Annotated in this window: 23 protein-coding genes and 2 tRNA genes; 9 read left to right on the top strand and 16 right to left on the bottom strand. The window is 66.5% G+C overall.

Annotated elements, in window-relative coordinates; all coding sequences use genetic code 11:
* Nucleotides 1–14: 14 nt before the first annotated feature.
* From gyrA to QM638_RS20855, 5 genes are all read left to right on the top strand, one after another.
* On the top strand, nt 15–2,624 hold the full coding sequence (gyrA, locus tag QM638_RS20875; RefSeq protein WP_415145223.1) for a DNA gyrase subunit A: 2,610 nt from the start codon (nt 15–17) through the stop codon (nt 2,622–2,624).
* Nucleotides 2,624–3,169, top strand: a complete 546-nt coding sequence (locus tag QM638_RS20870; RefSeq protein WP_415145221.1) for a DUF3566 domain-containing protein — start codon at nt 2,624–2,626, stop codon at nt 3,167–3,169. The genes gyrA and QM638_RS20870 overlap by 1 nt, the downstream gene beginning before the upstream one ends.
* 101 nt (nt 3,170–3,270) lie before the next feature.
* A tRNA-Ile gene (locus QM638_RS20865) sits at nt 3,271–3,344 on the top strand.
* A gap of 48 nt (nt 3,345–3,392) precedes the next feature.
* Entirely contained in the window at nt 3,393–3,512 is a 120-nt protein-coding gene (locus QM638_RS20860; RefSeq protein ID WP_415145219.1) for a DLW-39 family protein, read from the top strand.
* A 27-nt stretch (nt 3,513–3,539) separates the two neighbouring features.
* A tRNA-Ala gene (locus QM638_RS20855) sits at nt 3,540–3,612 on the top strand.
* A 122-nt stretch (nt 3,613–3,734) separates the two neighbouring features.
* Here the strand turns inward: QM638_RS20855 and QM638_RS20850 are convergent.
* Entirely contained in the window at nt 3,735–4,055 is a 321-nt protein-coding gene (locus QM638_RS20850) for a hypothetical protein (protein WP_415145217.1), read from the bottom strand.
* Complete coding sequence (locus QM638_RS20845) at nt 4,055–4,435, bottom strand: hypothetical protein (protein WP_415145215.1); 381 nt, start codon at nt 4,433–4,435, stop codon at nt 4,055–4,057. Before QM638_RS20845 ends, QM638_RS20850 begins: the two co-directional genes overlap by 1 nt.
* A 251-nt stretch (nt 4,436–4,686) precedes the next feature.
* Between QM638_RS20845 and QM638_RS20840 the strand changes: the two genes are divergently transcribed.
* Nucleotides 4,687–5,247, top strand: a complete 561-nt coding sequence (locus QM638_RS20840) for a type IV toxin-antitoxin system AbiEi family antitoxin domain-containing protein (protein WP_415145213.1) — start codon at nt 4,687–4,689, stop codon at nt 5,245–5,247.
* Nucleotides 5,237–6,160, top strand: coding sequence for a nucleotidyl transferase AbiEii/AbiGii toxin family protein (locus QM638_RS20835; protein ID WP_415145211.1), 924 nt, complete (start codon nt 5,237–5,239; stop codon nt 6,158–6,160). Before QM638_RS20840 ends, QM638_RS20835 begins: the two co-directional genes overlap by 11 nt.
* 237 nt (nt 6,161–6,397) lie before the next feature.
* Here the strand turns inward: QM638_RS20835 and QM638_RS20830 are convergent, their stop codons facing one another.
* The 6 genes from QM638_RS20830 to QM638_RS20805 form a co-directional block, all read right to left on the bottom strand.
* On the bottom strand, nt 6,398–6,589 hold the full coding sequence (locus tag QM638_RS20830) for an excisionase family DNA-binding protein (RefSeq protein ID WP_415145209.1): 192 nt from the start codon (nt 6,587–6,589) through the stop codon (nt 6,398–6,400).
* Between the two features lie 5 nt (nt 6,590–6,594).
* Nucleotides 6,595–6,804 (bottom strand): hypothetical protein, encoded by a 210-nt coding sequence (locus QM638_RS20825; RefSeq protein ID WP_415145207.1) that lies wholly within the window; start codon nt 6,802–6,804, stop codon nt 6,595–6,597.
* A 313-nt stretch (nt 6,805–7,117) separates the two neighbouring features.
* Nucleotides 7,118–8,791 carry an ATP-dependent DNA helicase gene (locus QM638_RS20820; protein ID WP_415145205.1) on the bottom strand — a complete coding sequence of 558 codons (1,674 nt, stop codon included), beginning with the start codon at nt 8,789–8,791 and terminating at the stop codon, nt 7,118–7,120.
* A gap of 16 nt (nt 8,792–8,807) precedes the next feature.
* Complete coding sequence (mobF, locus tag QM638_RS20815) at nt 8,808–9,836, bottom strand: MobF family relaxase (RefSeq protein WP_415145203.1); 1,029 nt, start codon at nt 9,834–9,836, stop codon at nt 8,808–8,810.
* A 391-nt stretch (nt 9,837–10,227) separates the two neighbouring features.
* Nucleotides 10,228–10,797, bottom strand: a complete 570-nt coding sequence (locus tag QM638_RS20810) for a HigA family addiction module antitoxin (RefSeq protein WP_415145201.1) — start codon at nt 10,795–10,797, stop codon at nt 10,228–10,230.
* A gap of 97 nt (nt 10,798–10,894) precedes the next feature.
* Nucleotides 10,895–11,080, bottom strand: a complete 186-nt coding sequence (locus tag QM638_RS20805; RefSeq protein ID WP_415145199.1) for a helix-turn-helix domain-containing protein — start codon at nt 11,078–11,080, stop codon at nt 10,895–10,897.
* Between the two features lie 106 nt (nt 11,081–11,186).
* On the opposite strand from QM638_RS20805, the gene QM638_RS20800 reads away from it, so the two are divergent.
* Nucleotides 11,187–11,744: a hypothetical protein gene (locus tag QM638_RS20800; protein ID WP_415145197.1), complete on the top strand. Its 558-nt coding sequence runs from the start codon at nt 11,187–11,189 to the stop codon at nt 11,742–11,744.
* 6 nt (nt 11,745–11,750) lie between these two features.
* Here the strand turns inward: QM638_RS20800 and QM638_RS20795 are convergent, their stop codons facing one another.
* Both QM638_RS20795 and QM638_RS20790 read right to left on the bottom strand, forming a co-directional pair.
* Nucleotides 11,751–12,392, bottom strand: a complete 642-nt coding sequence (locus QM638_RS20795; protein ID WP_415145195.1) for a metallophosphoesterase family protein — start codon at nt 12,390–12,392, stop codon at nt 11,751–11,753.
* A gap of 89 nt (nt 12,393–12,481) precedes the next feature.
* Nucleotides 12,482–12,991, bottom strand: coding sequence for a very short patch repair endonuclease (locus QM638_RS20790; RefSeq protein WP_415145193.1), 510 nt, complete (start codon nt 12,989–12,991; stop codon nt 12,482–12,484).
* Between the two features lie 26 nt (nt 12,992–13,017).
* Between QM638_RS20790 and QM638_RS20785 the strand changes: the two genes are divergently transcribed.
* The gene (locus QM638_RS20785; RefSeq protein ID WP_415145192.1) at nt 13,018–14,307 is read left to right on the top strand and encodes an ATP-binding protein; all 1,290 of its coding nucleotides are present in this window, start codon (nt 13,018–13,020) and stop codon (nt 14,305–14,307) included.
* A 9-nt stretch (nt 14,308–14,316) separates the two neighbouring features.
* Here the strand turns inward: QM638_RS20785 and dcm are convergent, their stop codons facing one another.
* The 6 genes from dcm to QM638_RS20755 form a co-directional block, all read right to left on the bottom strand.
* Nucleotides 14,317–16,224 carry a DNA (cytosine-5-)-methyltransferase gene (gene dcm, locus QM638_RS20780; RefSeq protein ID WP_415145190.1) on the bottom strand — a complete coding sequence of 636 codons (1,908 nt, stop codon included), beginning with the start codon at nt 16,222–16,224 and terminating at the stop codon, nt 14,317–14,319.
* 55 nt (nt 16,225–16,279) lie between these two features.
* The gene (locus QM638_RS20775; protein WP_415145188.1) at nt 16,280–17,026 is read right to left on the bottom strand and encodes a hypothetical protein; all 747 of its coding nucleotides are present in this window, start codon (nt 17,024–17,026) and stop codon (nt 16,280–16,282) included.
* Between the two features lies 1 nt (nt 17,027).
* Nucleotides 17,028–17,915, bottom strand: coding sequence for a hypothetical protein (locus QM638_RS20770; protein ID WP_415145186.1), 888 nt, complete (start codon nt 17,913–17,915; stop codon nt 17,028–17,030).
* Nucleotides 17,912–19,576, bottom strand: coding sequence for a hypothetical protein (locus tag QM638_RS20765; protein ID WP_415145184.1), 1,665 nt, complete (start codon nt 19,574–19,576; stop codon nt 17,912–17,914). Before QM638_RS20765 ends, QM638_RS20770 begins: the two co-directional genes overlap by 4 nt.
* A 163-nt stretch (nt 19,577–19,739) precedes the next feature.
* Nucleotides 19,740–20,750, bottom strand: coding sequence for a PD-(D/E)XK motif protein (locus QM638_RS20760; protein ID WP_415145182.1), 1,011 nt, complete (start codon nt 20,748–20,750; stop codon nt 19,740–19,742).
* The gene (locus tag QM638_RS20755) at nt 20,743–23,349 is read right to left on the bottom strand and encodes a Z1 domain-containing protein (RefSeq protein WP_415145180.1); all 2,607 of its coding nucleotides are present in this window, start codon (nt 23,347–23,349) and stop codon (nt 20,743–20,745) included. Before QM638_RS20755 ends, QM638_RS20760 begins: the two co-directional genes overlap by 8 nt.
* Nucleotides 23,350–23,376 lie beyond the last annotated feature (27 nt).

Here is a 23,376-nt window from a genome sequence, read left to right as displayed (position 1 = left end):
CAGAAAGAGCAATCGTGACCGAGACACCACCGGAGAACCCCGAGATCACCGGAGGCCCGGGCGGCCGGATCGAGACCGTCGAGCTGCAGACCTCGATGCAGCGCTCCTACATCGACTACGCGATGGCGGTCATCGTGGGGCGGGCGCTGCCCGACGTACGCGACGGCCTCAAGCCGGTGCACCGCCGGGTCCTCTACGCGATGTACGACGGTGGCTACCGGCCGGACCGCGGGTTCTCCAAGTGCTCGCGCGTGGTCGGTGACGTGATGGGTCAGTACCACCCGCACGGGGACTCGGCCATCTACGACACCCTGGTGCGGCTCGCCCAGCCGTGGGTGATGCGGTATCCGCTGATCAACGGCCAGGGGAACTTCGGCTCGCCGGGCAACGACCCGGCCGCGGCCATGCGATACACCGAGTGCCGGATGGCGCCGCTGGCCATGGAGATGGTCCGCGACATCGACAAGGAGACCGTCGACTTCGGGCCGAACTACGACGGGCGCTCCTCCGAGCCGGCCATCCTGCCGGCCCGCTTCCCGAACCTGCTGGTCAACGGCAGTGCCGGGATCGCGGTCGGGATGGCGACCAGCATCCCGCCGCACAACCTGCGCGAGGTGGCCGAGGGCGCGAGGTGGGCGCTGGAGCACCCGGACGCCACCCGCGAGCAGCTGCAGGACGCGCTGATCGAGCGGATCAAGGGGCCGGACTTCCCCAACGGCGCGCTGATCGTCGGTCACAGCGGCATCGAGCAGGCCTACCGGACCGGACGCGGATCGATCACCCAGCGTGCCGTGATCGAGGTCGACGAGGACAACAAGGGGCGCACCTGCCTGGTGGTCACCGAGCTGCCCTACATGGTGAACCCGGACAACCTGGCGCTCAAGATCGCCGACCTGGCCGACTCGGGCAGGGTGCAGGGCATCGCCGACGTCCGCGACGACACCAGCTCCCGCACCGGGCAGCGGCTGGTCGTCGTACTCAAGCGGGACGCGGTCGCCCGGGTGGTGCTGAACAACCTGCTCAAGCACACCGAACTGCAGACCAACTTCTCGGCGAACATGCTGGCGCTGGTCGACGGGGTGCCGCGCACGCTGAGCATCGACGCCTTCATCAGCAACTGGGTCCAACACCAGATCGACGTGATCGTCCGGCGCACCGAGTTCCTGCTCGCCGACGCCGAGCGCCGCGCCCACATCTACCGCGGCCTGGTCAAGGCGCTCGACATGCTGGACGAGGTGATCGCGCTGATCCGGCGCTCGCCGGAGGTCGACGACGCTCGCCGGGGCCTGATCGAGCTGCTCGACATCGACGAGCTCCAGGCCAACGCGATCCTCGACATGCAGCTGCGCCGGCTGGCGGCCCTGGAGCGGCAGAAGATCATCTACGAGCTGGCGAAGATCGAGCTCGAGATCGCCGACTACGAGGACATCCTGGCGCGGCCGGAGCGGCAGCGGCGGATCGTCACCGACGAGCTCGGCGAGATCGTGGAGAAGTACGGCGACGAGCGGCGTACCCAGATCATCGCCGCCGACGGCGACCTGTCCATGGAGGACCTCATCCCGGACGAGGATCTGGTCGTCTCGATCACCCGCGGGGGATACGCCAAGCGGACCCGCGCCGACCAGTACCGCACCCAGAAGCGGGGCGGCAAGGGTGTGCGTGGCGCGACGCTCAGGGGCGACGACGTGGTGGAGCACTTCATCTCCACCACCAACCACCACTGGCTGCTCTTCTTCACCACCGCCGGGCGGGTCTACCGCACCAAGGCCTACACCCTGCCGGAGGCCTCGCGCGATGCGAAGGGCGGGCACGTCGCCGGCCTGCTCTCCTTCCAGCCGGACGAGCAGATCGCGCAGGTGCTGGCGATCCGGGACTACGAGCAGGCGCCGTACCTGATCCTCGCCACGCGGAGCGGGCTGATCAAGAAGACCCGGCTGGGCGACTACAACTCGCCGCGGCAGGCGGGCGTGATCGCGATCAACTTCCGTGAGGAGGACGACGTCCTGATCGGTGCGGAGCTGGTCGGCGCCGAGGACGACGTGCTGCTGGTCTCGCGGAAGGGTCAGGCGATCCGGTTCCGTGCCGACGACACCCAGCTGCGGCCGATGGGACGAGCGACCTCCGGGGTGACCGGGATGAAGTTCCGCGAGGGGGACTCGCTGCTGTCGATGTCGGTGATCCGGGCCGGTTCGGAGGAGGCGGACGAGACGCAGTACGTCTTCACCATCACCGACGGTGGGTTCGCCAAGCGGACCGCGACCGAGGAGTACCGGCTGCAGTCGCGTGGCGGCATCGGGATCAAGGCGATGGCGCTGACCAACGAGGACCGTGGCGTGCTGGTGGGGGCGTTCATCGTCGTCCACGGGGACGAGGTCCTCTCCATCACCGCCGCCGGTCAGGTCGTGCGCAGCCCGATCAACGACGACTTCCGCCCGACCGGACGATCGACCATGGGGGTCAAGTTCGTCACGCCGAAGAGGGGCGACTCGGTGGCCGTGGTGGCGCGTTCGGTGGAGGCTCGCGACGAGGAAGAGAGCGAGAACGAGCCTGAGAATGGGACTGAGGTTGCCTCGGATGCGACAATCGAGGTCGAGCAGCAGCCAACCGAGGGAGATGAAGCCTGATGACGGACAGTCCCGCCCAGCGGGCGACCGCACCGAGCTCCCCTGAGACCACTGCCATCCGGTCGGCACAGCGGTTCGGCGCGAAGTTCGCCAACGCCGCGGCCACCACCGACGACGTACGGCGCACCGTGCCCGGCAACGGCGGTGCTCCCGCGTCGACCGGCCCGGTCGTGGCGGGTCCGCGCCAGGCGCGGCTCCGGCTGACCCGGGTCGATCCCTGGTCGGTGATGAAGATGGCGTTCCTGTTGTCGATCGCGATCGGCGTGGTGACGGTGGTCGCAGTGCTGATCGTCTGGTCGGTGCTGAGCGCGGCCGGCGTCTGGGACTCCATCAACACCGCGGTCAAGGACATCGTCGGCGACTCGGCGAGCAGTTGGAACATCCAGGACTACCTCGGCACCTCCCGGGTGATGGGCTTCACCCTGGTGATCGCGGTGGTGGACGTCGTCCTGCTGACGGCGGTCGCCACCCTTGGTGCGTTCCTCTACAACATGGCGGCCGCGCTGCTCGGTGGGGTGGACGTGACCCTCACCGAGGACAACTGACCCGTCGCGCTCGTACGCCGTTTTGGCCGGTGCCTCGGCGCTCCGGTAACGTTCCACCTCGGCCGCATCGCGGAGGCTTCCACTCCGAGGCGCGGCCACCCGGGCCTATAGCTCAGACGGTTAGAGCGCTTCCCTGATAAGGAAGAGGTCACAGGTTCAAGTCCTGTTAGGCCCACTCGCGGGGATCGCACCCCGGGTCCCAGACGCCCGAACTGGAGCAGCCATGAAGAAGATCGTCCTGGTGCTGCTGGCCGTGGCCGGCGCCGTTTTCGCCAAGAAGAAGCTCGACGCCTCGCGGAACGAGAAGGCCCTCTGGGCCGAGGCGACCGACAAGGTCAACTGAGCCGTCCCGGGGGCATCCCGGAGACTCGGGGCGTTGGCGCAATTGGTAGCGCACCTGCTTTGCAAGCAGGGGGTTGTCGGTTCGAGTCCGATACGCTCCACAGAGGAAAACCCCAGGTCAGTCTGGGGTTTTCGTCATTTCGGAAGTGGCTCGGTGGTCGGTCCCCGGGCCGTGTATGCCAGATTTATGCCAGATTGACCGCAGATCTGGCGGCTCGCGTGGTCACTCGGGAGGGCGGAGGACCGGCGTGTCGAGGGTGGTGAGGTCGAGGTAGCGGATGTTGCCGTCGACGCCGTCGCAGTTGAGTGACCAGATCCGGGTCTGGTACGTCGTGTCGGGCAGAGCGACGGTCGCTTCGTCGGTCACGTGGTAGTGCCCGTGGGCGAACAGGCGCGGGCGTACGCCGAGGAAGGCCTCGTGCATCAGCTCGGCGCCCTGGCGGGCGTAGGTGAGGGCGCGCTCGGACCACACGCCCTTCGTCGAGCGGATCGTGGCCACGCTGGGGACCTCGTACGGCGCGAGGGGCGCATCGTGGGCGAGCATCACGTCGGCGTACCCGCCGTCGACGACGCAGGCGACGTCCTCGGGCCCGATGGCCTCCTGGGCCCACCAGTCCTGTTTCGCTCGCGGTAGTCCAGGTCGACCGAGGGTGCTCCGCCCAGAGAGACGAAGGACCGGTCTTCGAGGGTGAACCGGTGGCCGCGGGGGAGGATCGCGATGTGCTCCGAGACGTAGAGCGGTCGTCCTGCGCGCTCGGGGGCGGCCCACATCCGGGTCAGGCTGCCCCAGTCCTCGTGGTTGCCGGGGGTGACCCAGATCCCGACGCCGTGGGTGGTGCAGGCCTCTTCGAGTTGGTCGATGTAGACGCGTCCGCTGGCGCCGGGCCAGATTCCGAAGTCGCCCAGGTGCAGGATCAGCGCCACGCCATCGGGGGCCGACCTCGGCGATGCGGGCGCGGGCCCACCGCCCGTTGCCGTGCCAGTCGCCGGCCAGCGCCACGATGCTCATTGCTCCCCTTCCTTCCCGTCGTTGTTGGCCTGTCAGGATCGCAGGAGGGCGCCGGGTCGGGGGAGCGAGTTCTTCGCGGGGCTGGCAGTTCTCGAGTTCGCACAGTCAAGGGCTCGCCGCCAGAACCGGCTTGAAAGTGATACCTTTTTGACAGGAGGTGGTGGTCGTGGTTGCGAAGGACGACCTGTGGGAGGTCGCGGTCGACCAGCACGGTTTCGTGGCCACCGCAGACGCGCGCGATCTGGGAATCGCGTCCCACACGCTCAAGCTGCTCGGCCAGCGTGGCGTTCTCGAGCGCCGTGGTCATGGCGTCTATCGATTCGCGAGGTTCCCAGAGAGCGCTGCTGACGAGTATCAGCAGGCGGTGCTCTGGACAGGCCAGCCACGGGCCACGCTGTCCCATGAGACCGCGCTCGACCGCTTGGACCTGTGCGATGTCAACCCCGACCACATCGATGTGACCGTTCCCGCTGGCGCCCGCGTTCGCCGCCAGGGCGGGGAGGGCATCCGCCTTCACGAAGAGGACATTGCCCCAGCTGACGTGATGTGGTGGGAGGGTATCCGTTGCGTCAACGAGCGGACTGCGATCCGACAGGTGATCTCTGGACAACGAACGCAGGCACATTTGATCCGCCAGGCGATCGAGACCGCGCGGGCGCGCGGGCGGATCACCGTGGACGAAGCTCGGCGTTTCACTGAAGAGATCGGGGTGGCCAGTGGCGCATGATCCGTTCGCGGGGCTGCCCGATAAGGAGCGCGTGCCGCGCAGCGCTCGAATGCTCGACTCCTGGGTGCGAGACGCCCAGAAGGTTGTTGGCACGCGTGGCGACCGCGTGGCGTGGATCCTGGCGTCGACGATCGTGATGGCGTCGCTCCAGCGAGCGCTCGACAACGACGAGCCGTTGTTCCTCCTCAAGGGCGGAATGCTCATCGAACGCGCGCTCAACCTGAGATCGCGTACGACCAAGGACGTCGACACGCTCTTCCGCGGTGCCGTCGACAAGCTCGAGGAGAGGATCGACGCGGCGCTCGCGCAGCCATGGGGCGAACTGACGCTGTCGCGTGCGCCGATCGAGATCATCGAGAACGCGAAGCGCGTGGTGAAGCCGCGTCGGTTCAAGGTGCAGATCGACATCCGAGGCGTCCGTTGGCGCAGCATCAAGGTCGAGGTCGCGTTCCCCGAGGGGCATGTCGCTGATGATGCTGAGCGTCTCCCGTCCTTGAGCACGCAGTTCTTCGGCATCGACACACCTGCGGAGCTGGCGACCATCTCGATGGCCTACCAAGTGGCGCAGAAGCTTCATGCCTGTACCGATCCCGACGACCCGCCGGCCTTCGTCAACGACCGCGTCCGCGATATTGCTGATCTGCTTCTGATCCGCGACGCGTTCTACCCCGAAGGCTCCGATCTGGCGGCCGTGCGCGCGGCGTGCGAGGACATCTTCTCCGCGCGCGCCGGAGAAGCCGCCGAGCTCGGGCTGCCGGCGAGGGGGTGGCCGCCGGTCGTCGTTGCCAACGAGGTCTGGCGGCAGAACTGGGCGATCCCTGCTGGACAGGCCGAGATCGATCTGAGGATCGATGAAGCCGTCGACGCTGTGAATCTCTGGATCGCGGCTCTCGCCGCGGGCCACGACGCCTGATGGGCAACCTGGTGCATCTCACTCCTGCGTTATGGATCGGTATGGTCCCCGCGCCGCGAGTCGTGGCTGGCGACCATAGTTATGCATATCCGCACCCATATGGTCGGTGACGGCGGCGGCTCCTCCGACTCATTCTGGCGCTGAGTGAGCGATCGACGAGTTGTTCCAGCAACAGCGCCACGACAGCCGTGGTCGGATTGTCGTGGCGCTGTCACCAGAGTGGTTGGGGAAGTGGTCTCAGAGTGGCCGCATCAGGTTGTCGAGGTCGTCGCGGCGTACGCGGAGGCCGCGCTTGCCGCACAGGTAGGCCGGGAGGTCGCCGGCGGCGATGAGCCGCCGGATGGTCTTCACGGAGGTGGCGACGTAGATGGCAGCCTGCTGGAGGGTCATCCACGGGCTGGCCTGGGTGGACTTCTGCGGGGCGGCCATCGTGATCAGCTCCTCTCCAGGAACCGGCGGATCTCCGCGACGGTCGTGTAGAGACGCCCCGTCCCGTTGAACCGCCACCACTGCGGGCCGCGGCGTTCGACGCGCCAGCAGCGGACGGTGCGCTGCGGGGTGCGGATCAAGGAGCAGAACTCCTCGAAGAGGATGATGTCGTTGTCGTCCCAGTCGGCGGGGACGTGGATCGGAGCGATGGTCATCGTCCGACCTCCTTCCTTGGACGTTTGATGCTGCGGGCGGGTGTGCCTGCCCAGAGAAGGCACGTCGGGTGGTCCTGGTGCTCACGGTGGCGGTGAGCAATTTCGGGCGGCGCTCCTTCGCCGTCGTGAGCGGGGTGGGTCATAGCGGGAGAGGCAACGGCCCGCGTGCCGGATCGGACATGTCGGGACGAGTCGGTTCCTGGGAATCGCTTCTCACCCCCAGAAGGCATCGGGAGGGGCCTTGGGGCTCACCGACGAGGAGATTTCTTGGAATTCCTGGCGGACGGCTGTCGACAACGGTGGCAAGCGGGGTTCAGCGGCCGACGCCGCGGCTGGGTGGGGGAGCCGTGATGGGTGGAGCTTCGCGCGGGCGGCGTACGCCGGTGGTACCGAGGAGTGCTGCCTGCAGGGCTGCCGACCGACTCGGCTGTGCCGGCTGGCGTTGGGGTGCTTGGGGGCCGTAGCGGTCGATGTCGTCCGCAGCGTGGGTGGCGGCGTGCGCGGGTCCGAGGTCGGCGCGGTCGCGGCAGAAGACGTCGACCCACTGCCGCCGAGCGTCGTCGATCGACTCCGCGACGAGGTGTGCGACGTTGCCGTTGCGGCCGCGGGTCATGCCGACGTACGTCGCGGCGGCGCCGGTGGTCTCGCCGATGACGAGGTGGGCATGGTCGACGGTGTCGCCTTGGGCGCCGTAGGCGGTCGTGGCGTAGGCGAGCTCGACGTAGTCGTCGACGTACTCCTTCGGTAGCTCGCGCTGCACCTGTCGGCCGGCTCGGCCGATGACGAGCAGGCTCCCGTCGTCGCCGATGCCGGCCACGGTCCAGGTGTCGCGGTTGGCGACGCCGAGGTCGCGGTCGTTGCGGCGCGTGGCGATGCGGTCGCCGAGGCCGATGCGCTCACCAGCCATGGTGACCGGCTCACCAGGTCGCTCACCGGTCTGCTCACCGACACGCTGGTCGCGGGTGTCGGCGATCACGAGATGATCCGCGGGCTTGGCACCGATAGCGGCCAGGGTTGCGGTGCGTTCGACCTCGGAGCCGTGGATGACGATCTCCCCACGCGCGAGGAGGGTGTCGAATACCTCACCAGGTCGCTCACCGGTGCGCATGAACAGGGACAGGTCGGCGTAGGCGGGGTCGGTGAACCGGTGGACGGACTCGAGCTCGAGGTGGGCCTCGGGCCGCGCCCACCTGGCGGCCAGGTCGAGGACCCCGCCGCGGCCGACGGCGGGGAGCTGGTGCCGGTCCCCAAGGAGGGCGATCGCCGCACCCGACTGGTCGGCAATGGCGAAGAGCGCGCGGGCGGTGTCCTGGTCGAGCATTCCGGCCTCATCGACCAGGAACACGTCGTGCATGAGCCGCGCGGACATGGCGATCTCTTGGCGGGTAATGGGGGTGTGGGTCCAGCGGCCGTCCTCGTCCCACCGGTACCCGTGCTGATGGACCAGCCAGGCCGCGGTGAACGCGTCCGCACCGATCTGCTCGTGGGCGACCTGGGCCGCCTTGAGTGTCGGGGTGACGACGATGAGGCGCCGCTGGCGGGCGTCCAGCGCCTGACTGGCGGCGGCGAGTGTGGTGGTCTTCCCGGTGCCGGCGGCACCCTCGATCACCAAGAGGCCGCCGTGCCTTCCGGCATCGCCGGCGAGTGCGGTGACTACTCGCTGCTGGGCGGGGTCGAGGTGCTCGATGCCGCGGACACGGTGTGCCGGTTCGATCGGGGTCTCGGCACGTGCGGCCAGGGAGGCGACGAGGTCGGCCTCCACGGCCAGGACGTGTGGAGAGGTCAGCGCGCGAACGTGCTCGGGTACGTCGCGGCGGTCGAGCAGCGGACGACAGGAAGCGGCAGCGCGGACGGCCAGGTCCTCGGTCAGCTCGGCGCGTGCCGCGTGTTCGGCGATGACGCCGAGGGATGCGACCAGCTTCTCGGCCTCGCCGCGGATGTCGGCGGCGTTCCACGCCGATCGCTTGGCGCCCAGGCGGGTGATCATCACGTCGACCGCGACATCACGGCGGATCGCTCCGATCTTCGTGCCGGTCGTTGCGCCGGTTGCTGAGACTCCGTCGCGGCCACTCGTCACTGGCGGGCTCGGCGGGCGGAACCCGAGGTCGTGCAGCTCCTCGTTCCACGCAGCAACCAGGCCGGCGCCGTCCGTCGGGATCACCTTGTCGGGGCGGGCGTCGGTCCCACGAGCGGCGGAGCACCGGGCCGGGCTCTTGGTCGGGGTGCTCGGTGCGCCAGACCGCTTCGTAGAGGTCGATGTTGCGTTCGATCTGCTTGGTCCGTTGGCTGAACCGTCCGGCGTACGGCGCGAGCTGCTCGACCTCGCCGGCCTCATCGAGGGTGTAGCCGTGTGCGGCTAGCGTGCTGCGGAACTCGGGGTCGCACATCACCGCGGCGTGCCCGATGCCGTTGATGGCCTCGATGCTGTCGCGGGTGCCGACCGAGTGCAGTGCCCGCCACTTCCCGTCGGCGTAGACCTTGGCGTTGATCTGCAGGTGAAGATGGCGGTGGGGATCCCCGGCACGGGAGGTGTAGTGCCGGATGCCGGCTGCCTCGAGTTTCTCGACCGGGACCTGCACTTGGCGGCCGCGAGGGCCGACGCGCGTGGTGGAGTGCTCGGCGAGCCAGCCGATGACCTCGACCGCGGCGCGTTCCTGCGCTGCGTCGTAGGCCGCGGCGATCTCGGGGTGCAGTGCGGCCGCCAGAGACCAGGTCTTCGATCCGTTGACCACGACCTCGACGAACCGCAGCGCGTGCTCGTCCTTGCTGATCAGGCCCTTCGCCCGGCCGGTGTCGACGTCGTACCCGGCAACCCATCTCTCGTAGGCGTCGCCGTCCACCGTTCCCCCAGCCTGAACTGCGGAAACGGAACGTTCCCCCTCGCCAGCGGCGACTGGGGAGCCTGCCGTGTAGCGGGTTGCGACGCCGGAGCCCTCGGCCAGGTAGTAGTCGTCTGCCCGGGAGTGGTCGGCCTCGACATAGGCGCGGGCAGCGGCCGCTGAGCCGCGGTAGAACTTCACCCCACCGTGCATGATGGCCTCGTCACCGCCCGTCACTACTCGTCAAAGACCCCTGAAATGACGCTCGGCCCACCCGTTGGGGTGGACCGATCTACGGACCTTCGTAGCATGCGTGCCGCTGGGTTTGGGAGGGCTTGGCAGCGGGTTCGGCGCGGAGGATCTTGGACTCGTCAATGGTCGTCAGGGTCCGTCATTGAGGCGACTGTCAGGCGGTCTGAGCCATGCGAGCGTATGGGGTCCCAGCGTCAGGGGAGTGTCCGGTCGAGCGCCGCGGGCCCGCGTCCCAACTGAGTTCTTGGAGCCCCTCGAGTATGTCGTTGACCAGCACTAAGTGCGTCTCGAAGGGCAGTCCGTCGACGACGTCGAGCTACACGAACCGGGACGCACAGTGTCACAAACGCGGTCAGACGCCGGCGTCCAACAATGGTGGGACGCGGCTGGCCGCTGCCTCGCGGACAACCTCTCGGTGGTTCCTGAATCGGCGATCTGAGTGCGCGGTCATGCGGGCAATCAGAGTGACCAAGTCGCACAGCCCCATCACGATGCCTAGCAGGACGTCCTGCTCGCGGCTGATCAGCTTGATCATCCGGCGGTCGGAGTCGCGACCTAGCCATACCGCCATCGCCAGGCTGACGTCGTGGGGATGCGTGAACTGTTGATGTCCCACTGCGTCGCGAAGCGGTTCGGACTGGTCGACCAGTTGTTCCACGGCCGCCAAGTCCTCCTCGAGGCTGGCTGCTGCCACCGCTAAGTCATAGTCGGCCTGAAGGCTCAGCCAGTAGCGGTCGCTGGTGTCGAGGGCCCGAGCCAGCCGGAGCGCCACGTCCGGCGTGATGGAGGCTTTGCCACGAACGATCTCGCCGATCCGAGCCGGTGCGAGGCCGGTTGCTTCGGCAAGGCGGCCTTGAGTGATCCTCAGCGGAGTGAGGAAATCCTCTTTGAGGACCATGCCAGGGGTTGTCCAGTGGGTCATTGGCCAACAGCTTCCAGTGTTGTGGTGGGCGAGGTCGTCACCGAGCGTAGGGGCCACCGGCGGCCGCAGGACTTGATCGTGGACGACTTCCTCGGGTTCAGAGGACGCCGACGAGGTCGGCCAGCGGTACGTCGAGCGCGGCCGCGACGGCGTACAACGTGTCGATCCGAGGCGTCTTGATTGCGCCCTCGATGTTGATGATCGTGCGCCTGCCGATGCCGGATTCCTTCGCGAGGCGGTCGATGCTCCAGCCCTTTGCGTGCCGGATCTTGGCGATCTTCATGCCCAGCGCCATGACGTCGGGCGCGCGGTAGGGGGAGGGCACACCTCGATCTGACGTGGTGCACTACGGTGCACAGTGTCCTAAAGTGCACTACTTCGGAGAACGCATGCCCGACGCACCAAATGACGAGAAGCGGCCCGCCTGGATGGCCGAGGTCTACCCGGATCCCGCGAACTTCGAGGAACTTGCGCGCAGGTTCGCGAAGGCTCACGTCGTCGCCGGCTGGTGCCAGCTGTGCGGGCGTCGCGTCGAACTCGGCGAGCTCGCCTGGCAGCTGCCGCCCAAGCGGCGGGGCAACTCGCGACCGTGGGTGTGCTCGGAGTGCTTCTGGCGTGACGGCGATCCGTCGCCCAACTCCGTGCACCGCAAGGTCCGGTTCCGGCTCTCGCAGAAGAAGCCGGCCAGCCTGTCGACACCCGAGTTGCGGCTCGCGGTCGAGGCCTTGGACTGGTACTACCGCGACGACATGGACGACGATCTCGGATACCTCCTCGACGAGTTGGAGCGCCGTGTGCTGGCCGACAAGCCCAACCTCGCGAACGCGCTCGCGTCGTCGCTGGCCGATGCGTTGTCGACTCTTCCGGACGTCGAGAGGGTCGATCCGAGGCTGCTCGCGTCACGGCCGTGGGAGCTGCCGGCGGTGCACGATCGGTCGTGGGACTGACCGCACTCAGCTCCCGTCAACGGGTTCGACGCGTCCGCGGCGGAGGTCCTCGAGGTGTTGCGCGAGCGTGTCGGCCGAGACTGGGGCGTAGTCCCACCAGTCGACGCCGACATTGATGTGCCAGGTCCCCTTCTTCGTACGACGCTCCCGGAACGACTCGTGCACATGCCCGTGCAGCAGCGGGATGCCCTCGTCGCGCAGTCGGAACTGCGCGTAGCGGTCCTCGTCCTGCGAATCCCCGGCGTACGGGAAGTGCGACATCAACACCCGCGTGGCGGGCGCCTGGGGACGCAGAGGCGGCAGCGTGGTGACCGCGAAGTCCATGACCGCGACGAAGCCGGCCGACTGGTAGAGCTCGCGATTCTTCCACCCTTCGCGCACGCCGGCCCAGCACGAGTCGTGGTTGCCGCTGACGAGGATCTTGGTCCCGTTGAGCTGCTCGACGAGCGTCAGCGAGGCGTCCTTGCCGTGCATGTCGAAGTCGCCGAGCACCCACACGGTGTCGTCTGGCTGTACGACGGAGTTCCAGTTGTGCACGAGCCGCGCGTCCATCTCTGCGACTGTGGGGAACGCCGCGCCGCGAGCAGCCGACAGCTCCAGCAGCCGAGCGTGCCCGAAGTGCTGGTCAGCCGTGAACCAAGTAGTCATCGTCTCCCCCTTTGCGCGAGCGGATCACCATCGCACGTGGCTGGAGCCGCCACCAGCGGATATCGCTGCGCTGAGGGTGTCGGCCGCGTTCACAGCCTCGATGGGAGGCCCTTGTCCGCCACCCGCTGGGCGTACCGAGCCAATACGATCTCGGCCGCATCCTGCGGTGGAACGTGTTCCCAGATCCGGACGACGTCGAAGCCAAGAGTGCGAAGGCGGGCGGCGCTGTCGGCGTCCCTGGCTCGATTTCCTTCGATCTTGTCGCGCCAGAAGGCCTCGCGTGTCTTCGGCATCACGAAGTGGTCGGGACAGCCGTGCCAGAAGCAGCCGTCGACAAAGACGTACAGACCCGCCCGCGTGAATACAATGTCGGCTCGTCTGCGACGATCGAAGGGAAGCTCAAGATCGACACGGAAGCGCAAGCCTGCACGATGGAGCAATGAGCGCAGCGCCACCTCTGGCCCTGTGTCTCGGCCTCTGTTCGCCTGCATGGTGCGGCGCGTGGCAGGCGAGACGGGCGGCTCTGTCAGTGCCGTCTGTGAGAGTGCAGGCGCAACACACCGATCCAATCGCCGGTCACGGGACGCTTCGCCTGGCATGCTTCGACTGTAGGAGGACCATCAGGATGGCAGGAACCAAGACGTTCGAGGTCGCCCCCTCTGCGGCGCGACTCACGGGTTCCCTGCGTGACATCGGATACGACTTCCCGACTGCCGTTGCTGACCTCGTTGACAACTCGATCACTGCCGGCTCGTCGCGCGTGAACGTTTACACGCAGTTCGAACCGAATGGCTCCTACGTACTGATCAGTGACGATGGCAGCGGCATGACCGAGACCGGTTTGATCGAGGCGCTCCGCTTCGGCTCACGCCGCGATTACCAGACCAACGAACTCGGCCGATTTGGGCTTGGTCTCAAGACGGGGTCCTTCTCCCAGTGCCGCAAGTTGACCGTGGTCACCCGCACGTCCCCGAAGCAGCGCGTGATCCGAGTGATGACACTTGACCTGAACAGGATCGCGCGAACCGACCGCTGGGACATTACAGCGAACGAGTCGTCGCCGGCGATCGAGCGGGCGAAGGGCTTCCTGCGCGAGTCTCCGGGCACCGTCGTCGTCTGGGAGGATCTGGACCGCGTCCTTCCGGAACGGTACGCCGAGAACGGATGGGGCCGCCGCCGTCTTCGTACGCTCGCAGCGAAGACGTCTGAGCACCTCGCCATGGTGTTCCACCGCTTCATCGCTGGCGATGTTGCCGGACGGGGCGAGGTTGTGATCTGCGTCGACGACGAGAAGCTCCGTCCATGGGATCCGTTCGCCCCCGAGGAAGGCGAGCGGACCGTCCTGTCTGAGCAGGTCTTCGAGGTCGAGGCCGAGGGCGGCTCGTCTGAGGTCCGGTTCCGTGGTGTCGTACTACCGTCTCGGGACAGATTCTCCTCACTCGAGGAGTTTGAGAGGCTCTCCGGGCCCCTGAAATGGAACCGCCAACAGGGCCTCTACATCTATCGCGCGAACCGGTTGGTGCAGCACGGCGGCTGGTCTGGTCTTCGAGGGATCGACGAACATATGAAGCTCGCACGGGCATCTATCGACTTCGATACGGATCTCGATGAGGCCTTCCAGATCAATGTCGCGAAGATGAGCGTCGAGCTCCCGCCGGCCGTACGGCAGATGTTGGAACGTCCCGTGCAAGAGCTCTGCGTGCTCGCAGACGACGCCTACCGGCGGTCCGCGAACACGGGCGGTCGAACCGGGTCGAACGGGAAGCCCTCCAAGGCTTCGGAGACGGCTCTTCGTGACGTAGGTATCGCTATCAAGGCCGCCATGCTTGACGGGACCTCACTGCCGGAATTCAGAGCCGCGATCGCGACCCTGCGCGAGCGCAATCCTGAGTTGGCAGAACAGCTCGATCTCTGACGCGTGCCGTCAGCGCTCTGCGTACTTGCACCATTCGACGAGTGGGCAGACATCGCACGAAGGCGCCTTGGGCGTACACAGCCGCGCACCCAACTCGATCAGCGCGACCTGGGCTTGGCGGCTTTCCTCGTCGAAGCCGATGAGGCGGCCCACGGCGATCCGACCATCGGAGTTCCTGTTCTTGAGCCACCTCTCGGTGCCTTGGAAGAAGCGCCCGGCCACACGAAGCGCAGAGGTATTCGCGATGACCGGCTCCTCGCCCTCCGGATCCGCGATCATCGCAAGCTCAGCTGCCGGTCGACGCAGGAGTCCGCGCGCGACTAGCTGACCGAGGTGCTCGTCATCCAGGGAGCCGCCTTCCGCGCCAACCGTCCGCGCTAGGTCGACCAGGATCGATGCGGTCTCGGTCTTTCCCAGCCATGATGCGACCTCCAAGGCCCGCTCTGCGTCGGAGGCGAAAGATTCATGGGTCGACCACGATGCGACGGTTGGCCACAGGGCCGCGACGGTCGTCTCGGACTCGTCTCCGAGGAGCGTGTCACCGAGGACCACGAGCCACCGAGAGCCGGAACGCAGCCAGGGACTGATCGCGTTCGCGCTGCGCGCCCATGAAGCCAACGCCCGGCGAGTCGTTGTGGTGTCGAGCGCGCTCGCTTTCGCGCCCTCGTTCAGTACCCGCGCCACCGCGCCGCCGATGGCACGCGCCAAGCGCGGCGGAACCGCATTGCCGATCTGCTTGAACGCAGCGGTTGGCGGCCCGGAGAATCGGTAGTGGTCGGGGAACGTTTGGATCCGCGCTGACTCTCGGATGGTCAAGGTGCGGTTCTGCTCCGGATGGATATACCAATAGCCGTCCTTGGCAATGTGCGCCGTAATCGTCCGGGAAAGGTCATCGGCGTCCAACCGCTTGTACTTGTCGTCGAAGATGTCGTCGCGGTATCGCTTCAATTCGTCAGGAAGCTCCGAGTATTTGGTCTTGGTGTCCAGGTACTCGAAGGCTGCTTCGTCGTCATCTCTGACCCGCCGTGTCACGTGGTCGTAGACGCGGTCCGCGTGCGGTCCAGGAACGCCGGCCCGCATCTCACGTTGGAACGCGGAGCGTGGTCCGTCGTACTTGCGCCACACCTGACGGGTTTCGTCGGAGAGCCAGCCTTCCTTTGAGCCGACGGGTGGCAGATCGCGGATCGCATTACCGAGCGTGACCTTCTTGTTCGACTCCGCCGGCCAGTCGAACTCGAGCCCGCCATGAACGGCGACAAGGATCAGCCGCTGGCGGAACTGCGGTACGCCGTACTTGTACGTGTCGATCACGCGCTCTTGGACGGAGTAACCCCAATCCTCGAGCCGACGGACGATCGAGCGCAGGATGAACATCTCGCGGTCTAGGGCCATATCGGGAACGTTCTCCATGATCACGGCACGGGGCTGGGCGAGCCGCACGATCTCCAGGTACGACTGCCACAGGTCGCGTCGTTTGTCGTGAGGTTCGCGCAGGCCGTGTTGGACCAGATACCGCATCCCCGATCGACCTGCCTTCGAGAACGGCTGGCAGGGAGGACCACCGGCGAGCACGTCGATGTTGACTGCACGAAGTATCTGCCCGACCTCCGCGACACGATCCGGGTCACCGAGGTCCCAGCCAACTGACATACCGGCGAAGTGGTGCGCGTGGGTCTGGAGCGCATCTTGATCGAAGTCAGCCCCGAAGATGACCTTCATGCCGGCATGCTCGAGGCCCAAACTCATCCCGCCGGCGCCGGAGAAGAGGTCGGCGGCCAGCAGTTGGCGCTTGTTCTTCTTTCGGAGGGACCTCGCGAGTTGCACCAGCTCCTCGGCGTCCGTGCAGTGATCGCCATGAGGGGCGAGACGCAGGGCCTGACCACGATCGATGCGCTGAAGGGTCGGCGTTGCTGTCACCAAGCCGAGTCTACGGTCGGCGACCGACAACATCGGCGCACGTCCGAGGGTGTCTCTAGCCCGCCATGCTCTTCAGTGCGTCCGATGTGAGACGGTCGAGCAGCTCATCAAGCGACTGATCGTCGAGAGCGTCGAGAGCGATGTGCGACTTCGTACCCCGTAGGCGGCGAGCGAGCTCGCGCATCACCTCGGAGCGCGCTGCGGGCAGGCCGTTCCTCTCCGCTCGCCAGAGTGCCGCCTGAAGGGCTCGTGCCGTACGACGATTCCCCCCGAGGGATGGCCGCTCCATGATCTGCACGGACTCGTCCTCGCCCAGCGGTGTACACCCTTCGGGCGCGGTCTCAAGGTCAGGTCCGAGTGCCCATGCCCTCCACCAAGTGCGTCGCAGGACGTTCCTAGGTCGTCCGAGAAGTCGTTCGTCGGACCGGCCAGGAAAACGCCAAGGCCCGATCTCGGGAACCACGACGAGGCTCAGGAAGGACCAGACGCCTTCCTCGGCCGCGTCGGCGGGGACGATGTCCATGATCCGGTGCAGGGTGGTTCCGCAGGGTCGATCGAAGCTTTGGGTCGACGTGCCGAGGGACTTGGGATAGCCGGCGTCCTCAGCGATCGCGCGGATCGCGTCACGGATCTCGGCCAGCTTCCCGGCGTCTGCGGGGTGACCCCCAGTCGCGGACGGCTCGGCGTCCGGATGTGCGAGCGAGGAGAGGTCCGCCAGCGCGGTGACGGGAGCTCCTGCTCGTTCCTCGATCAACTTCTGTGCGACGTCGCGGGGCAGCCGGGGATAGATGAGCGTGCCCAAGTCAACCGACCAACTTCACGCTGTGTTGTAGGTGGACTTCGATCCTGGCGGGGTCTGTGATCCGCCATTGCCGAAGCGTTGCGGTAGTGACCGAGGGCCAGATCCGACCGAGAAGGTTACGAAGTACGCCCGCCACAGAGACTGCATCGGGATCCGGCTCCAGCCCGGCGACGTCTTCGCTGTTGAGGGCGGCGAACACCATCTGGCGTGTGACGTCCCAGTTGAGCGTACGGAGCAGTTGCTCGGTGCCGGCGTCCTTGGCTCCAGCGAGCAGCCTCGTGATCGCCGGGTGAGTCGAATTCAGCGTGAGCCGGGCGGCGGACATGAACCGAGCCTCGGGGTCGGACAGGTCGACCCTGAACCGCCAAGCCGCGTCCGCGTCGAGGCCCGCGGACTTGAAATCCATGGTGTCGGTGGGGAACTGCGTCCCCACGCCCTCAAGGTCTGTGAAGTGACTGGTCCGCCATACGATGCTTCCCGGATGCTGCGGAGCGAGGCGGTCGAGTGGCTTCGGATCCGTGACGACGAGAAGTGTGGTGAGGGTCAGGCGCCCGCCGAGTTCGAGTCCTTCGAGCCGCAGCTCGACCGCAAGATCGAAGGTATCCGCCATCGGAAGGTCGAGCCGAGCCGCGAGAATCTCGGCGTTCGTATGGGACGACTTGGCCATCACAAGGATCGCCAGGCCGCTCGTTCGGTCCAAGTGGCAGGCTTCGGTCACGGCGCGACGATCGACGGAGACAGGCGCTGCCATCTCGAGGATCGTCTGGTAGTCCCAGTGAGGGATCTCCTTCGGCAGCGGGGCGTCGCCTTCCGGTGATCGAAGAAGCCAGTCTCCGTGGCTCACCGCCGAATCCTGCGGCGTGAGGAATGGGACGATCGGGCGCTTCACCGGACGGCCTCGGCTTCGAGATCGAAAAGAACCGTGGTCTCGGGTCCTCGGCGAACGATCAGTTCGAGCTCGACCGGGTCGACGCTATCGATGGCCAGTGCTTTGGTGCGGCCAGCTACCGCGGTCGGGACTCCTGCGACATTCGCGGCGATCAGAGCCAGGTCCGGGTCGAGTTCAGCGTCGGCCGAGTTCCCGTCGAGTGCGGCCGCCACGGCGACGTGAAGGCGGGTCGTACCTGAGGAGGGTGCGGGCGTGACCCGGACGCGGGCTACGGTCGCGAGCTCGCCCTCGAGTTCGATCGGCCCTGAGAACACGAAGTCGACCTTCGGGCGGGTCGCGCCGGGTGGGTTGCCCCCGGACTCCTTGCGACGCCTCCCTCGGCCCCTGCCGTCCACCGATCCGATGAGGTGAGCCAGCTCGTCGGCGATGAGTGCCGTACTGGCGACCTCCGCGTGGCCCGCGCGCTTGCGTGCAGCCCAGCGATTCTCCAGCGATGTCCTGATCTCGCGAAGACCGACGTTCACAATCGTCCGGCCCGGCCCCTTAGGGAGCAGCTCCGGGTTCCACGAGTCGTGTGTCGGCGGCTCGGCCGGCGCGAAGTGTTTGTCCTGGTCGTCGTGAGCGCGGAACACCCCTGCCCATTCCGTGCCGCCCTCGGGAGGAGGCGGCCCCTCCAGGTAGTCGACGACGAGTTCTGGCGTTCGTAGCAGCGCGACGTGATGGCACACCCCCGAGATCGCAGCAGCCGCACGTGGGGAGTCCGGGTCGTCTGGGTCGTGGCCGTCATCGACCTGTACCCGTTCGCGGTGGATGAGTGGCACCGTCACCAGGGTGCCGACGCGTGCCTTGGGCCGCAGGCAATGGATCGGGTCGATCTTGAGACCTGGGACGTCCTTGGCCGCCTCGCCGTCGAGGACGGCTCGGAACGCTTGGGCGAAACCGTGGAGCGGCGGCCGCTCCTCTGGACGTGGGATCGGGACCTCCTCACCGTTCCAGCTGACGTGGATACTCATCGGCATGCGGCGGCCCTTCCGAGGCATCAGCTTCGGCCAGAGATGCCATGTGACGGACTCTGCGATGAAGCGCATCGCCTGTTCGGGCGAGCGACCCCCGAGGTCGGGTGCGACGATAAGAATGTTGGTCCCGGTTTCGCCGTCTTCGAACTGAGGCATTCCGATCGCGGTCGCGATCCGGTCGGCCTCACGTCCGGTGACGGGCACCGGGGCCTCATCACCCGTTTCGCCCCACCAGTGACGCCCAGTGAACCACTGGCCCTGTCGCGTGAACTTCTCACCGATGGCGCACGCGATCAGGCGGCTCTGCGTCCGTCCGCGGTGTGTCGTGCGGGAGTGGATCACGACAGCATTGGCGGCAGAAACGACGTACGAGATGGTTTTGCCGAAACCGTAGGTTCCACCGGTGTGCCCCTGCGTGTTGGCTTCCCCGACGTTCAGTACGAAGTCGACCCAGTCGTAGGTGTTGTCGGGATCAACCTGATCGGCCTGCAGCGGACCACCCAGACCCTTCGTGCCACGGTCGGTGATGTAGAGGCCGAGGAGCACGGGATGAGCCAGCTCGGTAGCCAGAGACGTGCCCTTGGCTTTGTTGCACTCCACGAAGACCTGTTCTTGGAGAGCGCGGCGCTCGTTGTCGTCCAGCACCCAGCCCTGAATACTGAAGTCGACAGGGGTGCGATCCTCTAGTCGAGCGTCCCAGCTGTTCTGGGCCGTCTCTCGGACAAGCACTGTTAACGGGTCGAGCCGAGGCCGCCCGAGCAACTTGTAGAAGCCCTCCGCCGCGAGTCCACCGGTCGGCGGCTTCGGCTCAGGAATCCATCGCATGAGCAGCCTCCGCGGCGAGTGCGGTGAACGCGGCGCTCACCGCGTCGTCGTTGAGTGCGTGCGGCGGCTCGTTCGTCAGATCGATCGCGTAGCTGAGTTGGAGCGTCCCAGGTGGAATGTCACCAGCCACGAACGACGAGCGGAGCAGTCGCGGGAATGCGGCACCTGCGACGTCGTAGGCGCGTGTGTCAGCAACCTTGAACTTGCGAGCGGAGCCCGCGGCCAGGTCGGCAGCCCCGACCCCGAGTTCGTTCAAGCGACGGTTCACCTGGTCCGTGTGTGCGCCTGCGTCGAGCACGCGATCGACGAGGTCGCGGAGGCTGAAGCCCGCTGGGTCACGGTCCAACCTGGTGTGCACCAGGATGAGGTTCCCGCCATCCGGTTCTTGGAGCTGGTCGACACTCGAGATCGAAACGATGCGTCCTTCTCGCACCATCGTTGCTTTGACCTCGATGGCGTGCGTCGAGCTGCGCATGTCGTGCAGGTCGTTGAACGGGCCGACCCAGAACCGGAGATCACTAGGCGCTCCCGCGACGAGGAGTCGCTCAGCTACGAGCAGCTCACCAAGAAGGCCAGTAAGCGATTCGTCGCTGAGCAGACCCATCCGCTCCGCGTCGGAGAAGAGCGTGCGCCATCGGTTCAGGGCAGCGGCTGCTTCCTTCGCCGGCGAAGCCGCGTCCGCAATCGTGACGATCAACTCGCGACAGAACTGAGTGAAGACCTGGTGCAGCTCTGGGAGGAGGCAGTAGACGGTCAGGTATGTGGCATCGCCGTGACTGAGGCGCGCGATGTGCACGCCGCGGCCGCGCGAGTCGGTACGTGCTGCCTCGCCGGGCAGGAGGGGGATCAACAGATGGCGGCGGTTCTCCTGATCGACGCCGATGAGCACTTTCCCCGCCGAGACGGTGCTCCCGGCCGGAGATACCGAGATTCCGGACTTCGGAGGAGATGTGGCCAACACCGTCCAAACGCCGTCGAGGTCCTGGCTAGCCATTTCCGAGGTCCACCTCATCCTGTGACCCCTCGAGGTCCTCGTAGGCCTGGAGCGCCTCATCGTCCGTCGACGACAGCGCGCTGACGTCGACCTGGATCGTGTCCGTGGCCTCACTTCCCGCGGCTGCTGTCGGGAAGCAGAGCGCCACTCCGAGGAGATCGCCGGCGGCATCTAGGGGTATGCGACCAGCCGCGCTCTTCTTCGGCATCGAGTCGCGATCGATGGGGTAGAGCACGACCAAACCCCTACCGTCCGCGTCCCGGATGGCTTGGAGTTCCTCATCGCTGGTCGCGGTCGTGACCGCAGACGCAGGCCGCAGGTCGGCCACTCGATCGGGCTTGGACATGAGGGTTCCGATCACGGCGCGGCCCGAGTCGCTCTGCCGCTCCAACTTCGATCGAGCGATCAAGGGGCTGTCGGCCGTGAGCCCCAGTGGAACGGCTCGTTTGGGGTTCTTGATCCCGAGCACCGCGACGTTCCACTTGGTCAGGGCGCCGCACGCGAGCTGGCTGTCGATGTACTTCTCGAGAAGGTCGGGGGTGAGTTCGCTGTCGTCGTGGAACCGGTAGTCGCGGATGAACTGCTTGACCAGTTCAGCCGGGACGTCCCTGAGCACGACGCGACTGTCTTCGCGATCTTCCGTCGCCCCTGATCCCTTGGCATCCACCAGCAGACGCCGTCCGGCATCAAGGTTGGCAGTGATCACCGCGGTATCGCGATGGGCGAAGTACGTCGTCTGTGGTCGCTGGGCGCTGAACGATGCCTCGCCCCGGATGGCGAAATGCATCTTCACCCGCGACGTCGCCTGCATCCGCGGATGTAGGCGGATCCGGACGGGCAGGTTAGCCGGCGTCGCTCCATCCATCGTTCGGTATCTGGTGATCTCTGCGCGCAGCGCGTCTTCGATCTCGGCCAGGAATTCGAAGTCGTCTGCAAGCTGCTGAGTGGTCCAGATCCGAGGCAGGTCGCCATAGCCCGGGCGATATCCGAACCAGCGGCCCATCTGCAGGAGGGTGTCGTAGGTGTTGGAGCTTCGCAGGAAGTACGACGAGACCAGTCCTTCGAGGGTCAGCCCCCGGGACAGCGTGTTGCCGCCGACCGCGATCACGGTGGCTGGCTTGTCGTCATAGACCAGCCGGTCCGTCGAGAGGCCGTTGTCGGCCAAGACCTTCAACTCATCGATCGTTGCGAGGAGGGCAGGAATGAGCTCGTCGAACGAAACTGCCTGCAAGTCATGGCGTGCCGCAGGCTCAGCCGCGATCTCTCGCTCCCACAGCTGTTGGAGAGCGCTGAACCTCCCAGCGAGTACGTCTGCACCGATCCCCTTGACGAAAGCTCGGATCGGCTCGATGTAGGCCAGTTGGGGGTCAACCCGCATCGTCGTGTGCACCAGCATGCTCGAGTGCTTCAGCACGCCAGAGCGCACCCTTCGCGCGGTCGTGGCGAGGATGAACCATGAGATGGCCTCTGCGAGGGCTTCGGTCACCGAGGGACCCTCCGCGAGCAGCGCCTTGGTGGAGTGCTCGGTCGCTTCGTCGTCGGAGACGATGCGGATCATGTCGTGAGGTTGGTCAGCGACGGTCGACTCGTCCTCCGAGACCGACGCGCCGAACAGCTCGCGGGAGCCGAAGTAGGTCGACGGTTTGGCGAGCGCGTAGATGAACGAGCGAGGGTAGATGTCCATCGCGTCGGCCGGATTCACCAGAACGTTCGCGAACGGCGTCGCGGTGTATCCGACATAGGCGACTCGCGGTAGTGCGAGCAACTCTGTGAGGCGTTCGTTGATCTTCGTACGGTCGAGTTCGGGGTCCCGTGCTGCGTTGGGGCTCGCTTGGTCAGCCTCGTCGTCGATGATCAGGATCGGGCACGTCTCGAGTCCGCCGTGCCTCTCCGCCTCCCGAAGCCAGTCGCGGAGCCGCGTCAGCCGGGACACGTTCTTCTTCACCACCGCCATCATTCGGAGGTCGGGCGAATGGAGGAGCGGCAGGGCCCGAACAGGCTGGCCGAAATCTCGGTGCTCATCAGTCAGAGGCACCCAGCGGACAGGTTGGCGCTCGACGAGCTGCTCATCGATTCGCAGCTGGGTCTGGCGTCGCAGGGAGTTGTGGACGCCCGACAGCACGATGAACAGCCGGTACCCGGCGTCCGCTGCCTTCGCAATCGTTGCGGTGAAGTTGGCTGTCTTGCCCGACTGCACATAGCCGAGGACCAAGCCCCGCGTCCTGATCGTCGGATTGTGCGGATCGGCCAGGAGGCCGACGATGTCGGTCGAGGACTGATCCAAGCTGGGAACGGCCTCGGCCCACGCCGGATCGGCGAGAAGTGACGCCTTCAGATCCGGCCAGAACACATCGAGCTCGCCCGGTCCCGTGTACCAGGGTTCCGCTTCGTCCTCTGGGTCGAACAGGGCGCGGTCGGTTGCGATCGTCCTTCGCTGCTGCGCGACGTCATGGCGGAACTGAACCACCCGGTCGACGAGATCCTCCTCGCCCACAAGTAGAACCTTCAGGGTCTCCGCCGCTTCGTCTTCCGACTTGCCTTGCCTGATCAGCATCTCGATCTGACCGAGCGCGGCTTGCTCACGAGTCGTCAGTTGCACGGGCTTCCTTCCCTCGAGGACCTTGTC

It is taken from the genome of Nocardioides sp. (assembly GCF_047606145.1).
Taxonomy (GTDB): domain Bacteria; phylum Actinomycetota; class Actinomycetes; order Propionibacteriales; family Nocardioidaceae; genus Nocardioides.
Note: the sequence above shows the minus strand (reverse complement) of the source record. Positions and strands in the feature narration are given on the sequence as shown.

Coding starts and splice junctions, on each gene's coding strand:
- QM638_RS20785 (WP_415145192.1), top strand. CDS start 13,018: ATGGCAGGAACCAAGACGTTCGAGGTCGCCCCCTCTGCGGCGCGACTC.
- QM638_RS20800 (WP_415145197.1), top strand. CDS start 11,187: ATGCCCGACGCACCAAATGACGAGAAGCGGCCCGCCTGGATGGCCGAG.
- QM638_RS20860 (WP_415145219.1), top strand. CDS start 3,393: ATGAAGAAGATCGTCCTGGTGCTGCTGGCCGTGGCCGGCGCCGTTTTC.
- QM638_RS20830 (WP_415145209.1), bottom strand. CDS start 6,589: ATGGCCGCCCCGCAGAAGTCCACCCAGGCCAGCCCGTGGATGACCCTC.
- QM638_RS20760 (WP_415145182.1), bottom strand. CDS start 20,750: ATGGCTAGCCAGGACCTCGACGGCGTTTGGACGGTGTTGGCCACATCT.
- QM638_RS20790 (WP_415145193.1), bottom strand. CDS start 12,991: ATGCCAGGCGAAGCGTCCCGTGACCGGCGATTGGATCGGTGTGTTGCG.
- QM638_RS20805 (WP_415145199.1), bottom strand. CDS start 11,080: ATGAAGATCGCCAAGATCCGGCACGCAAAGGGCTGGAGCATCGACCGC.
- QM638_RS20870 (WP_415145221.1), top strand. CDS start 2,624: ATGACGGACAGTCCCGCCCAGCGGGCGACCGCACCGAGCTCCCCTGAG.
- QM638_RS20825 (WP_415145207.1), bottom strand. CDS start 6,804: ATGACCATCGCTCCGATCCACGTCCCCGCCGACTGGGACGACAACGAC.
- QM638_RS20850 (WP_415145217.1), bottom strand. CDS start 4,055: ATGCTCGCCCACGATGCGCCCCTCGCGCCGTACGAGGTCCCCAGCGTG.
- QM638_RS20810 (WP_415145201.1), bottom strand. CDS start 10,797: ATGACCCACTGGACAACCCCTGGCATGGTCCTCAAAGAGGATTTCCTC.
- QM638_RS20820 (WP_415145205.1), bottom strand. CDS start 8,791: ATGATCACCCGCCTGGGCGCCAAGCGATCGGCGTGGAACGCCGCCGAC.
- QM638_RS20795 (WP_415145195.1), bottom strand. CDS start 12,392: ATGACTACTTGGTTCACGGCTGACCAGCACTTCGGGCACGCTCGGCTG.
- mobF (WP_415145203.1), bottom strand. CDS start 9,836: ATGCACGGTGGGGTGAAGTTCTACCGCGGCTCAGCGGCCGCTGCCCGC.